Consider the following 12,324-nt stretch of genomic DNA (forward strand, 5'->3'; position numbering starts at 1 on the left):
CGGTGACGCTCCCGTCCATTTCTTCAGCTCGGCGCTCAGCTGTTCGTCCGACGGGCCTGCCTCGGTCACGGCCGAATTCCTCCAGAGGTACTACGGGGAATTAGTCCATACCAATGGGTATGGCGAGGTCATGAGGCAGCTCGAACGTCCACCTGAGGCGGCACTTTTGCACAGCCGAACACATCCGAACAAGAGATCTTGCGATTCTCGGTATTCAACGCACGCTTTTTGTCATTGACAATGCGTCAATTGCGGTCTTGTACGAGCGCCGGCGGGGGCGGGTCAGTGGCCGCTGACCGCGCGCGGGGTGTACGGCCGCTGGAGTTCCTCCAGCTCCTTCTCGCTCAGCTCCAGTTCCACCGCGGCCACCGCGTCCTCGATGTGGTGCGGCTTGGCGGCGCCGACGACGGGGGCCGCCACGGTGTCCTGGTGGAGCAGCCAGGCGAGGGCCACCCGGGCGCGCGGCACACCGCGGTCGTCCGCGATCCGGGTGACGGCCTCGACGATCGCACGGTCGCTCTCCAGGTACAGCCGGCTGCCGAAGTCGTCGGTGGCGCTGCGGTCGGTGACCGTGCCCCAGTCACGGGTGAGCCGGCCGCGGGCGAGCGGGCTCCACGGCAGCACGCCGACGCCCTGGTCCGCGCAGAGGGGCAGCATCTCCCGCTCCTCCTCGCGGTAGAGCAGGTTGTAGTGGTTCTGCATGGACACGAACCTGGTCCAGCCGTGCCGCTCGGCGGTGTACTGCGCCTTGGAGAACTCCCACGCGTACATCGAACTCGCCCCGATGTAACGCACCTTGCCCGCCTTGACCAGGTCGTGCAGCGCCTCCATCGTCTCCTCGATCGGCGTCGCGTGGTCGTAGCGGTGGATCTGGTAGAGGTCGACGTAGTCGGTGCCGAGCCGGCGCAGGCTGTGGTCGATCTCGCTCATGACGGCCTTGCGGGACAGCCCCGCCCCGTTGGGCCCCGGCCGCATCCGGCCGTTCACCTTGGTGGCGAGCACGATCTCGTCGCGGTCGGCGAAGTCCCGCAGGGCCTTGCCGACGATCTCCTCGCTGGTGCCGTCGGAGTAGACGTTCGCGGTGTCGAAGAAGTTGACGCCCGCCTCCAGCGCCTGCCGGATCAGCGGGCGGGACGCCTCCTCGTCGAGGGTCCACTCGTGGACGCCGCGGTCGGGCAGGCCGTAGGTCATGCAGCCCAGACAGATCCGCGAGACGTCCAGGCCCGTCGAACCGAGCTTCACGTACTGCATCGTTGCTGCTCCTGCCTTCGGGACGATGGTCATCGCAGAGCCTACGGCGGTGCTGCGGGGACCGACTTGACGCCGCCGCCGTGCGGAGGATGTGATCCTGACACGCGCCGCGCCGCCCGGCGTGGGCAGGACGGAGCGAACGTGTCCCCCTTGGGTGTGCACCGCGCCGGCGGGTCGCGCACGGCCCTCGGCGCCCTGGCGACGACGCTGCTGGTCACGGTGACGGCGCTGGCCGGCTGTGCCTCCGGCACACAGGAGGACAACGGCACGGCGCGGCCCGCCACGGTGCGGCTGCCGCCGCGGCACGCCGGGTTCGACTACCAGATCGGCGGCGCCTACCCCCCGCCCGCCGGCGTGCGGATCGTCAGCCGCGACCGGTCCGACTCCCCCGCACCGGGCCTGTACAACATCTGCTACGTCAACGCGTTCCAGGCGCAGCCCGCCGAGCGCTCCTCCTGGCCGCCCGGCCTGCTGCTGCGCGACGCGCGCGGCGAGGTGGTGATCGACGAGGACTGGGACGAGCCGCTGCTCGACCTCCGCACCCCGGCCAAGCGGGAGCGCGTGGCCCGGCGCGTCGCGCGGTGGGTCGACGGCTGCGCGGACCGGGGCTACGACGCCGTGGAGCCCGACAACTACGACAGCTACACCCGCTCCCACGGGCTGCTCACCGCCTCCGACGCCACCGCGTTCATGGCCCTGCTCTCCCGGCACGCGCACGCCCGGCACCTGGCCGTCGCGCAGAAGAACACCGCGGAGCTGGCCGGGCGGCGCGAGCGGGCCGGGCTGGACTTCGCGGTCACGGAGGAGTGCGGGCAGTACGACGAGTGCGAGGTCTACGCGAAGGCGTTCGACGACCGGGTGGTGGACATCGAGTACACCGACGGCGGCCTGCGCGCGGCCCGCGCCCGCTGGGGCGACCGGCTGAGCATCGTCCGCCGCGACCGCGACGTGTCCACCCCGGACGCCCCCGGGTACGTCCGCAGGGTGCGTCAGGGCGCGGGCCCGGGCGGTACGGCGCTGTGGACGCCGTACCGCCGGACGGCCCGTCAGCCGGTGCTGTCCCGCACGGTGATCGCGCTGACCGGGCAGGCGCGGGCCGCCTCCCGGACGTTCGCGTCGCCCGCGCCGTCCTCGCGGCCGGGCAGGAGGGTGCTGTAGCCGTCGTCGTCCTGGGTGAAGACGCCCGGCGCGGCCAGCGCGCACTGCCCGGCGCCGATACAGACGTCCTTGTCGATGTCGATATGCATGAGCAGAGCCTCTTACCAGGTCACCGGGAGTTCCAGCATTCCCTGGATCGTGTCGCCGGGTTTGAAGGGAATGTCCTCGGCCGGGACGGCCGGCCGCAGACCGGGCAGCCGGGTGAACAGGCTGCCGAGGGCGATCTCCAGTTCCGCGCGGGCCAGGTTCTGGCCCAGGCACTGGTGGATGCCGAAGCCGAACGCGATGTGGTGGCGGTCGGGGCGGTGGAAGTCCAGGGCGTCGGGTTCGTCGTAGACGGAGGTGTCGCGGTTGATCACCGACGTGGAGAAGAGCACTCCGTCGCCGGCCCGGATCGTGGTGCCGGCGATCTCGATGTCCTCCAGCGCCACCCGCTGCAGCCCCTCCGCGATGGACAGCATCCGCATCAGTTCCTCCACCGCGGCGGGCAGCAGCGAGGGGTCGGCGCGCAGCTCGGCCAGCCGGTCGGGGTGCTGGAGCAGGGTGTAGGTGCCGAGGGAGATCATGTTGGCCGTGGTCTCGTGACCGGCGACCAGCAGGATGATGGCGAGCGACACGGCGTCGGTGCGGTCGAGTTCGCCGGTGCGGAGCCGCTGGTGGACCAGTTCGTCGAGGATGCCGTCGCCGGGTTCGGTCTCCTTGGCCTTGGCGTCGATCAGTCCGCCGAGGTACTCCTCCAGCCGCTCGCGGGCGGCGACGGTGTCGGCGCCGGTCGGGCCCCGCAGCAGCCTGCGGGACTGTTCCTCGAAGAACTCGTGATCGGCGTACGGCACGCCGAGCAGGCCGCAGATCACCATGGAGGGCACGGGCAGCGCGAAGGCGGAGACCAGCTCGGCGGGCGGTCCCTGCGCGATCATCGTGTCCAGCAGCCCGTCCACGATCCGCTGGATCCAGGGGCGCAGGGCCGCCGCCCGCTTGACGGTGAACGACGGGATGAGCATGCGCCGCTGCCGGTGGTGCTCGGGATCGTCCAGGCCGAGCAGGGCCACCCTGCGGTCGCGGCCCGCCTCGAACCGGGGCGTGGGCACGGGGAAGCCGGGGCGGCGGCGCTCGGTGGACAGCCGGGGGTCGGCGAGCAGGGCGCGGGCGGTGGAGTGGCTGGTGACGGCCCAGACCTCGCGGCCGTCGTAGAGGGTGACGCGGGACAGGGGTCGCCCGTCGCGCAGCGGGTCGTAGCCGGTGGGCGGGTGGTAGGGACAGGTGCGGTCCTGGGGGAAGGCGACGGGGTCGGCCGGGGCAGCCGGGCCGCTGGTGTCCGTCAGTTCCGTCATGGAAAGACCTCGCAGACGAAAGAGGTGCGTCGTGCCGATCTTCATTAGATGCCCCAGGCATCTATGGGTCGACGTCAAGTTCGGCCACTTCGGTGACCTTCGTCATCTGGCCGAAGTACCCCGTCCGGGGCGAACGGATCGGGCCACCGTCCGTTCGGGGCGCGAGGGATCTTTTCCGCCGCGGGCGGGCAGTGATCGGGTGGCACGGAATCGTTGGACCGAGGAAAGGAAGCGGGACGCATGCCTCTTGAGGGCGAGTACGAGCCCAGCCCGACGCAGTGGGTGCGCGAGCAGGTCGAGCTGTACGAGAGCTCCGGCGGGACGAAGGGGACGACGCTGCTCGACACCGGGATGCCGGTGATCGTGCTGACCACGCGGGGCGCGAAGAGCGGGAAGATCCGCAAGACGCCGCTGATGCGGGTGGAGCACGAGGGGCGGTACGCGGCGGTCGCCTCCCTGGGCGGCGCGCCGAAGCACCCGGTCTGGTACTTCAACGTGAAGTCGGACCCGCACGTCGAGTTGCAGGACGGGCCGCGGAAGCGGGACATGCGGGCCCGAGAGGTCACCGGGGCGGAGAAGGCCGAGTGGTGGGAGCGGGCGGTGGCCGCGTACCCGCCCTACGCCGACTACCAGGAGAAGACCTCCCGGGAGATCCCGGTCTTCGTGCTGGAGCCGCTCGACGAGAGCTGATTCCGGCCGGAGACCGGGCCGTTTCGGAAAAATCTGTTCCGGAGCGTGTGAACCGGGCTCCGGGCGGGCACTGGTGCGTCAGGCCCCGCCGCGTTCCCCCGTCGCGGCGGGGCTTTCTCCTGCCTCGCCCGCCGGCCGGTCGGTGACGTCCAGGAAGATCTGGCCGGCCTCGGGGAACGTCCGGGTGAGGGACCGCTTGATGCGTACGGCGACCTCCTCGACGCGCTCGCTATCCAGGCCCGGCGCCAGGTCGACGCGGGCGGCGACCAGGGTGGAGTCGAGGCCCATCTTCATCGTGAACACCGCCTCCACGCTGTCGATCTCCGGCTGCGCCCGCAGCAGCGCCCGGATCCTGCCGGTCAGCTCCGGGTCGGCGGCCTCCCCGATCAGCTGGGCCTTGGCGTCGCGGCCCAGCCGGTAGGCGACGTAGACGAGCAGCACACCGATCGCCAGCGAGGCGGAGGCCTCCCAGACGACCTGCCCGGTGGCCATGTGCAGGCCCATCCCGATGAGGGCCAGGGTCACGCCGAGCACCGCCGTGCCATCCTCGGCGACCACCGTCCGCAGCGCGGGATCGCGCAGCGCGGCGAGGCCACCACCCTGCCGGCGCACCTGGTGCAGCGCGCGCAGCAGCGAGGCCCCCTCGGCGAGCAGGGCGACCCCGAGCACGATCAGGCCCGCCACGTAGCCGCTGAACTTCTCCTCGGCTCCGCCGTGGAGGGCCTCCACGCCCTGGAAGAAGGAGAAGCAGCCGCCCATGACGAAGATGCCCACGGCGGCGAGCAGGGACCAGAAGAAGCGCTCCTTGCCGTAGCCGAAGGGATGCCGGGCGTCGGCGGGGCGGCGGCTGCGGCGCAGCGCGGCCAGCAGGAAGACCTCGTTGAGGCTGTCGGCGACCGAGTGCGCGGCCTCCGACAGCAGCGCGGGCGAGCCCGCGAGGACGCCGCCGGCCGCCTTGGCAACGGCGATCACCAGATTGGCGGCGAGGGCCACGAGGACGGTGATCGTGGTGTGCCGGTCGGCCTGGGCGTCGGCCGCGGCGCCGGAGGGGGCACCGGCCGGGGCGTCGGCGTCGGCTGTGACGTCGGCCGTACGGGCGGCCGTCTTCTGTTCGGGGGATGTCCTGCTCACCCTTGGCCGACTGCCCCGGACCGGGCGGCTCACACCGTGCGGTCCGGGCGAGGCACCGTGCGGTCCGGGCGAAACGGGGAACGCGGGAGCGAGGAGACTCCGCGACTCCGCGACTCCGCGACTCCGCGACTCCGCGACTCCGTGCGGCGAGGAGGAGAGCATGGGCGGCGACGGCAACAGCGCCTACGGGCACCGGGCCTTCACCCGGTCCAGGAGCCACTTCACGGACCGGATCACCGCCGACGGCCGGGACGGCTGGCCGGTCGAGGCGGGCCGCTACCGGCTGGTGGTGTCCCGCGCGTGCCCCTGGGCGAGCCGGGCGGTGGTCTCACGCCGGCTGCTGGGGCTGGAGGAGGCGCTGCCCATGGCGGTGGCCGATCCGGTCCAGGACGACCGCAGCTGGCGGTTCACCCTGGACCCCGGCGGCCGGGACCCGGTGCTCGGCATCCGGTTCCTGAGCGAGGCCTACGACCGGCGGGAGACCGGCTACCCCGGCGGGGTGAGCGTGCCCGCGGTGGTGGACGTGCCGAGCGGGCGGCTGGTCACCAACGACTACCAGCGGATCACCCTCGACCTGGCCACCGAGTGGACGGCACTGCACCGCGCGGGTGCGCCGGACCTGTACCCGGCGGACCGGCGTGAGGAGATCGACCAGGTGATGGCCGAGGTCTACGAGGACGTGAACAACGGTGTGTACCGGGCCGGGTTCGCCACGCGGCAGAAGGAGTACGAAGAGGCCTGCGCGGCCGTGTTCCGGCGGCTGGAACTGCTCGGTGAGCGGCTGTCCGGGCAGCGGTTTCTGGTCGGTGACACCCTCACGGAAGCGGACATCCGGCTGTTCACCACGCTGGTCCGGTTCGACGCGGTGTACCACGGGCACTTCAAGTGCAACCGCTGGAAGCTGGCCGAGCACCCGGTGCTCTGGGCTTACGCGCGGGACCTGTTCCAGACCCCGGGCTTCGGGGACACGGTCGACTTCGGCCACATCAAGCGGCACTACTACCAGGTGCACTCCGGTATCAACCCCACCGGCATCGTGCCGCTCGGCCCGGATCTCGCGGGCTGGCTGAGCCCGCACGGCCGCGCGGAGCTGGGAGGGCGGCCGTTCGGGGACGGGACGCCGCCCGGGCCGGTGCCTCCCGGCGAACGGGTGCCCCCTCCAGGACACCCCGCATGAGGGACGTCTCACGAGGAAGTAGTCACACATGGTCAAGAACAAGAAGAAGAAGCTCCCGCTGGTCTACCAGCCGGTCGGTTTCGTGCTCAGCTGGGCGGGCGGTGCGCTGGCCGGCATGGCCTTCCGCAAGGCCTGGATGGCCATCCGGCACGAGGAGGACGCGCCCGACGCGCTGGACCCGGACCGTGGCTGGGGCGAGATCCTGCTGGCCGCGGCGGTCCAGGGCGCGATCTTCGCGGTGGTGCGCAGCGCGGTGGACCGTACCGGTGCGAAGGCCATCGCCCGTTCGACGGGCGTATGGCCGGCCACGGACAAGACCGGCCGCGACTGACCCTCCGCCCCGGCGCCGCAGCCCCTGAGCTGCGGCGCCCCCACCGCGGCGGCGCGACCGCGGCGCCCTTCACCCCTGCTTGGGTGCCGTCCGGGGCTGCAGGCGCAGGGTGAAGGAGTGGCCGGCGGGGTCGGCGTAGGCGCGGTGTTCGTGAACGCCCGTGGCGGCCCTCGTCTCGACGGGCCGGCCGCCCAGGGACACGACGCGCCGCTCGGCCTCGTCCAAGTCGTGGACCAGGAAGTCGAGATGCAGCTGAAGGGAGTTCTCGGGGCGCGGCCAGCTGGCCGGGGTGGCGTTGACATCGCGCCGGAAGGCCAGCCGGAATCCGTCGGCGCCGCGCACCTCCACCAGGTTGGCGGACGCGGCGGTCAGCTCGCCGTCCAGCAACTCGCGGTAGAACTCGGCGAGTTCCTCGGGTTCGGAGCAGTCCAGCACCACCATGCCCGCCTTCACCAGTGTCATGGATCCTCCCGGGATCGAGGAAGCGTTGTCCGGGCCGCTCGCTCTCTCGGCCTCTTCCCAGGCGGATATCCCGGGCCGCCCGATTCAGTCGGCCGCCAGCCACTCGCCGTCGCGCATCAGATCACGCCCGCGCAGCTCGTTCGCCTCGCGCCAGGCCTGGATCCGCCGCGGCAGGACCCTGAAGTACAGGTACCGCTCGGCCAGCCGGCGCGGATCGAAGCCGGTCTTCCCGGCGAAGACCTCGGCGTCCTCCTCCGGCAGGTCCTCGGGCGTCACCGCCCGCGCGATCCCCTCGACCACGACGACGTCCCGCGTGGGGCCGATACCGAGCCGGACCCGGCCGCCGGCCACGAGGTTGCGGCCGGTGGGGCTGTCGGCCGGAGTGGCGAGCAGCAGCGAGTCACCGTCCCACACGAAGGACAGCGGGACGAGGTACGGAGCCGCGCCGTCGGGTCCGGCGGTGGCGACCCACGCGTCGACGTCGTTCTCCAGCCGGCGGAGGGTGTCCTTCTTGCGCTGCTCGAAGCCGCGGGCGGGGGGCGGGGTCATGGTGTACGGCCTCCTCGAAGTGATCGCCTGCGATCAGTGTGGCCGGAGGTCCCCGGTGCGCGCACGGGTTCCCCGGGCGTGTCCGGGCGGCGGCGGGGAACAGGTCCGGCGCTGCCGGGCAGGAGCCGGCGCGCATGCCGGCGTCGGGGTGGCGGGCGGTTACCGCGATGTGCGGGCGGGTCCCGGCGGGCAGCGGGCCGTAGGCCGTCCGCCACACCTCCGCCCCCGCCTCGCGCCCGGATGCCCGGCGCCCCTCGCGTCACCGGCCTCACGCACGAGATCCAGGCCGTGGAGAGCATCCCCGGCCTGCTGCCCCGGGCCGGGTTCCCGGACGCGCAGGCGGTGCGGGTCCACCACGCGTTCATGGACCAGGCCCTCGCCTCCGGCGCCCTCGACTCCGCGGGCACGGGCTCCGGGCGATCGGTTCGTCGGCGATCGCGAGCACCGGCTGGTCCTTCCACCCCTCCGGCGGCCACTTCCGGATCAGCGCGGACGACGGCGGGTTCCCACTCTTCGTGCCGCTTGCGATGATCATGTCCGGGTCACCGGTGGCCGGCTGGTCGGCGTGGGTGCGCGAGTCGCCGTACCTCACCACGGGTGCGGGCACCGACGCCGGCTCGCCGAAGCCGCTCGCCCCCTCGAACCGACCGACCTGGAAAGGCATCATGCACGCTGACCTGCTCTTCACCGGCGGCCCCGTCCTCACCCCCGAGGGCCGTACCGCCACGGCCGTGGCCGTCACCGGGGACCGGATCACCGCCGTCGGGCACGCGGAGGTGCGCGGACTCGCCGGTCCTCGCACGCAGGTGGTGGACCTGGCCGGGCGGCTGCTGCTGCCGGGTTTCCAGGACGCGCACGTCCATCCGGTGCCGGCCGGACTGGAGCTGTCCCGGTGCGATCTGACGGGCCGGACGACGGCCGAGGAGACCGTGGCCGCCGTACGCGCCTACGCCGAGGCCCACCCGGAGCGGGAGTGGATCCTCGGCGGCGGCTGGTCGATGGAGGCGTTCGCGGGCGGTACACCGACGAAGGAGCTGCTGGACGCGGTCGTCCCGGACCGGCCGGTGTACCTGCCCAACCGTGACCATCACGGCGCCTGGGTGAACAGCCGGGCGCTGGAGCTGGCCGGCATCGGCCGGGACACGCCGGACCCGGCGGACGGGCGGATCGAACGGGACGCCTCCGGGGAGCCCGGCGGCACGCTCCAGGAGGGCGCGATGCAGCTGGTCGGCCGGCTGGCCCCGCCCGCCACCCGCGCCGACCGGCTGGCCGCGCTGCTGCACGCCCAGCGGCACCTGCACGCCCTCGGCATCACCGCCTGGCAGGACGCGCTGGTCGGTGACTTCCTCGGCATGGACGACCCGGCGGAGGCGTACCTCACCGCGGCCGAGGACGGTTCGCTCACCGCACGGGTCGTGGGCGCCCTGTGGTGGGACCGTGAGCGGGGGGCCGAGCAGATCCCGGAACTCGTCGAGAGGCGGGCCGCCATGAGCCGGGGCCGGTTCCGGGCGGGCGCGGTGAAGCTGATGCTCGACGGGGTCGCGGAGAACCACACCGCCGCGCTGCTCGAACCGTACCTGGACCGCTGCGGCTGCGTCACGGCCAACCGCGGCACGAGCTTCATCGACCCGGCTCTGCTCCCCCGGTACGTCACCGAGTTGGACGCGCTGGGCTTCCAGTGCCACTTCCACGCGCTGGGCGACCGTGCCGTACGGGACGCGCTGGACGCGGTCGAGGCGGCCCGGGAGGCGGGCGGGGCGCGGGACACCCGTCCGCACCTGGCCCACCTCCAGGTCGTGCACCCGGAGGACGTGCCCCGGTTCGCCCGGCTCGGCGCCACCGCCAACATCCAGCCGCTGTGGGCCGCCCACGAGCCGCAGATGGACGAGTTGACGATCCCGTTCCTGGGGCCTGACCGGGCCCGGCTCCAGTACCCGTTCGGGGCGCTGCTGCGCTCCGGGGCGCGGCTCGCGGCGGGCAGCGACTGGCCGGTGAGCAGCCCGGATCCGCTCCAGGGCATCCATGTCGCGGTCAACCGGGTCGAGCCGGGCGGCACCGGGCCGGTGTTCCTGCCGGACGAACGGCTCTCCCTCGCCGACGCGGTGACGGCGTACACGGCCGGTTCGGCGTACGTGAACCATCTGGACGACACCGGCCGGGTGGCGGCCGGCGCGCTCGCCGATCTGGTGGTCCTGGACCGGGACCCGTTCTCGGGGCCGCCGGAGGCGATCGCGGAGACGCGCGTGGCGCTGACCTATGTGGGAGGCGCCTGCGTGTACGCCGCGGGGTGAGCGCGGGGCCGGTCAGTCGCAGCCGACGCCCTCCGCGACCAGCGGCCACGCCTCCACGCCGTGGTCCGTGCGGACGTACGCCGTCGCCCTGTCGGGCGTCAGCCACAGCCGCCGCCCACGGCGGTGGTACCCGGTGTCCCGGGCGTCGGCGGGCATGCGGACCGCCGCCCGGTACGGCGCCCGGAGCAGCCCGTCCCGGCCCAGTACGCCGTCGGGGTCCCGGGCGTAGGTCCGCTTCCCCAGGGCGAGGAAGGCGGCGGACTGCCAGCCGCAGTGTTCCGGCCCGGTCGAGCTGTGGACCGTGGTGACCGGGACCCGGCGGCCCGCGCGGTCGGTCCAGATCTGCCAGTCGGTGGTGGCCGTGAAGCTCTCCGGGAGTTCGGCCGGGTCGCAGGAGGCGCTGGTCTCCGGGCCCCAGCCGGGCCGGCCCTTCTGGTCCTTGGCCACCACGACCGCCACCTTGGTGCGGCCGTGCACGTCGTAGGAGTAGAGGACCCGGTCCCGCTCCCGGCGTTCCACTCGGTAGCCGTGGTCGGGCTGCTCCGGCTGGACCATGTCGAAGTAGAGGGCGAGGCCCTCCGCCGGGGTGTCCCCGCCGTCGGACCTGCTCCAGCCGTCGGGTCCGGAGCCGTCGAAGATCTCCCCGTCGCACTCCAGCGCCCGCCCGGCCGCCCCGGAGGCCAGCCGGGCCGCCTCGGGGGTGCCGTCGTCGAGTTGCCGGGTCGGTACGCGGAGCGGACCGCTGTAGGGGGTCGCCGGAGGGGTGCCCTTCACCACCAGGTCCGGCCGGGGGCCGTCGTCGCACCCCGCCACCGCCGCCAGCACCACCCCTGCCGCCAGCACCGCCCCCGCCGCCACGAGCCTCCCGCGCATGCCCCGCCCCCGTTCTCCCGCCGTCGTGTGCGCTCCTTCGACGCCGTGGCGGGCCGGAACGTTCAGCGGGCCTGCTGGAAGGTTCTCCGGTAGGCCTGCGGGGAGACGCCGATCGCCGCGTGCAGGTGCTGGCGCAACGAGGCGCCGGTGGCGAAGCCGACCTCGGCGGCGATCCGGTCCACCGGCAGGTCGCTGGCCTCCAGCAGGTGCCGGGCGCGGGCCACCCGCTGCTGGATCAGCCAGCGGCCGGGGCTGAGGCCGACCTCGTCGTTGAAGCGGCGGGCGAAGGTGCGCAGGCTCATGCGGGCGTGCCCGGCGAGGTCGGCGAGGGTCAGCGGTTCGTCCAGGCGCCCCAGCGCCCACGCGCGGGTCGCGGCCGTACTGGCGGCGCCGCTCTCGGGGACCGGCTGCTCGATGTACTGCGCCTGGCCGCCGTCCCGGAAGGGGGGCACGACGCAGCGGCGGGCGACGGCGTTCGCCAGCTCGCTGCCGTGGTCGGTGCGGACGATGTGCAGGCAGACGTCGACGCCGGAGGCCGCCCCGGCCGAGGTGAGGATGCGGCCGTCGGCGACGAAGAGGACGTCCGGGTCGAGGTCCACGCGGGGGTGGCGGCGGCGGAACAGGTCGGCCACCTGCCAGTGGGTGGTGGCCCTGCGGCCGTCGAGGAGGCCGGCCTCGGCGAGCACGAAGGCGGCCGTGCAGATGGAGACGATCCGGGCGTCCGGGCGGATCCGGGCGAGGGCGTCGCGGACCCCGGCGGGCAGTTCGGCGGGGATGTGGACGGGCGCCATGGAGGCGACCACGACCGTGTCGGCCGTCGGGAGGACCTCCGGGCCGTGGGCGACGCCGATGGTGAAGTCGGCGTTGGTGCGCACCGGGCGGCCGTCGACCGAACAGGTGAGCACCTCGTAGTGGCCGTCGGCCGCGCCGAAGATGCGGCTGGGGATGCCCAGCTCGAAGGGGTAGACGCCGTCGAGCGCCAGGACGACGACCCGCTCCGGGCGCCGGGGGCGCAGCTCCACATCAGACATGGCACGATTCTATCGAAGGTTGGCTTTCATGCCATTTCCCGGCCGGGCG

Annotated in this window: 12 protein-coding genes and 1 pseudogene; 5 read left to right on the plus strand and 8 right to left on the minus strand. The window is 73.2% G+C overall.

Annotation, left to right across the window (positions count from 1 at the left end):
• Window positions 1–282 precede the first annotated feature (282 nt).
• Window positions 283–1,251 carry an aldo/keto reductase gene (locus ACZ4VF_RS01285; protein ID WP_467922390.1) on the minus strand — a complete coding sequence of 323 codons (969 nt, stop codon included), beginning with the start codon at window positions 1,249–1,251 and terminating at the stop codon, window positions 283–285.
• A 207-nt stretch (window positions 1,252–1,458) separates the two neighbouring features.
• Here ACZ4VF_RS01285 and ACZ4VF_RS01290 point away from each other — a divergent pair.
• Window positions 1,459–2,241: pseudogene (locus ACZ4VF_RS01290) on the plus strand (endo alpha-1,4 polygalactosaminidase); the annotation flags it as partial.
• A gap of 56 nt (window positions 2,242–2,297) precedes the next feature.
• On the opposite strand, the gene ACZ4VF_RS01295 reads toward ACZ4VF_RS01290, so the two are convergent.
• Window positions 2,298–2,498, minus strand: a complete 201-nt coding sequence (locus ACZ4VF_RS01295) for a ferredoxin (RefSeq protein WP_189299357.1) — start codon at window positions 2,496–2,498, stop codon at window positions 2,298–2,300.
• 12 nt (window positions 2,499–2,510) lie between these two features.
• Window positions 2,511–3,740 carry a cytochrome P450 gene (locus ACZ4VF_RS01300; protein ID WP_467922391.1) on the minus strand — a complete coding sequence of 410 codons (1,230 nt, stop codon included), beginning with the start codon at window positions 3,738–3,740 and terminating at the stop codon, window positions 2,511–2,513.
• Window positions 3,741–3,980: 240 nt separating this feature from the next.
• Between ACZ4VF_RS01300 and ACZ4VF_RS01305 the strand changes: the two genes are divergently transcribed.
• Entirely contained in the window at window positions 3,981–4,430 is a 450-nt protein-coding gene (locus tag ACZ4VF_RS01305; RefSeq protein WP_467922392.1) for a nitroreductase family deazaflavin-dependent oxidoreductase, read from the plus strand.
• Between the two features lie 78 nt (window positions 4,431–4,508).
• On the opposite strand, the gene ACZ4VF_RS01310 is transcribed toward ACZ4VF_RS01305, so the two are convergent.
• Window positions 4,509–5,561: a cation diffusion facilitator family transporter gene (locus ACZ4VF_RS01310; protein ID WP_467922393.1), complete on the minus strand. Its 1,053-nt coding sequence runs from the start codon at window positions 5,559–5,561 to the stop codon at window positions 4,509–4,511.
• A 160-nt stretch (window positions 5,562–5,721) separates the two neighbouring features.
• On the opposite strand from ACZ4VF_RS01310, the gene ACZ4VF_RS01315 reads away from it, so the two are divergent.
• Both ACZ4VF_RS01315 and ACZ4VF_RS01320 read left to right on the plus strand, forming a co-directional pair.
• The gene (locus ACZ4VF_RS01315; protein ID WP_467922394.1) at window positions 5,722–6,738 is read left to right on the plus strand and encodes a glutathione S-transferase family protein; all 1,017 of its coding nucleotides are present in this window, start codon (window positions 5,722–5,724) and stop codon (window positions 6,736–6,738) included.
• Between the two features lie 28 nt (window positions 6,739–6,766).
• Window positions 6,767–7,069: a DUF4235 domain-containing protein gene (locus ACZ4VF_RS01320; protein ID WP_467922395.1), complete on the plus strand. Its 303-nt coding sequence runs from the start codon at window positions 6,767–6,769 to the stop codon at window positions 7,067–7,069.
• A gap of 69 nt (window positions 7,070–7,138) precedes the next feature.
• On the opposite strand, the gene ACZ4VF_RS01325 is transcribed toward ACZ4VF_RS01320, so the two are convergent.
• Both ACZ4VF_RS01325 and ACZ4VF_RS01330 read right to left on the minus strand, forming a co-directional pair.
• Window positions 7,139–7,531 (minus strand): VOC family protein, encoded by a 393-nt coding sequence (locus ACZ4VF_RS01325; protein ID WP_467922396.1) that lies wholly within the window; start codon window positions 7,529–7,531, stop codon window positions 7,139–7,141.
• 84 nt (window positions 7,532–7,615) lie between these two features.
• The gene (locus ACZ4VF_RS01330) at window positions 7,616–8,080 is read right to left on the minus strand and encodes a pyridoxamine 5'-phosphate oxidase family protein (protein ID WP_467922397.1); all 465 of its coding nucleotides are present in this window, start codon (window positions 8,078–8,080) and stop codon (window positions 7,616–7,618) included.
• Between the two features lie 665 nt (window positions 8,081–8,745).
• Between ACZ4VF_RS01330 and ACZ4VF_RS01335 the strand changes: the two genes are divergently transcribed.
• Window positions 8,746–10,371 (plus strand): amidohydrolase, encoded by a 1,626-nt coding sequence (locus tag ACZ4VF_RS01335; RefSeq protein WP_467923740.1) that lies wholly within the window; start codon window positions 8,746–8,748, stop codon window positions 10,369–10,371.
• Between the two features lie 12 nt (window positions 10,372–10,383).
• Here ACZ4VF_RS01335 and ACZ4VF_RS01340 read toward each other — a convergent pair whose 3' ends face one another.
• Both ACZ4VF_RS01340 and ACZ4VF_RS01345 read right to left on the minus strand, forming a co-directional pair.
• Window positions 10,384–11,244 (minus strand): hypothetical protein, encoded by an 861-nt coding sequence (locus ACZ4VF_RS01340; protein WP_467922398.1) that lies wholly within the window; start codon window positions 11,242–11,244, stop codon window positions 10,384–10,386.
• 62 nt (window positions 11,245–11,306) lie between these two features.
• Complete coding sequence (locus tag ACZ4VF_RS01345; protein ID WP_467922399.1) at window positions 11,307–12,275, minus strand: GlxA family transcriptional regulator; 969 nt, start codon at window positions 12,273–12,275, stop codon at window positions 11,307–11,309.
• Between the last annotated feature and the right edge of the window lie 49 nt (window positions 12,276–12,324).

The sequence above is a fragment of the Streptomyces sp. NPDC029151 genome, assembly GCF_055564315.1.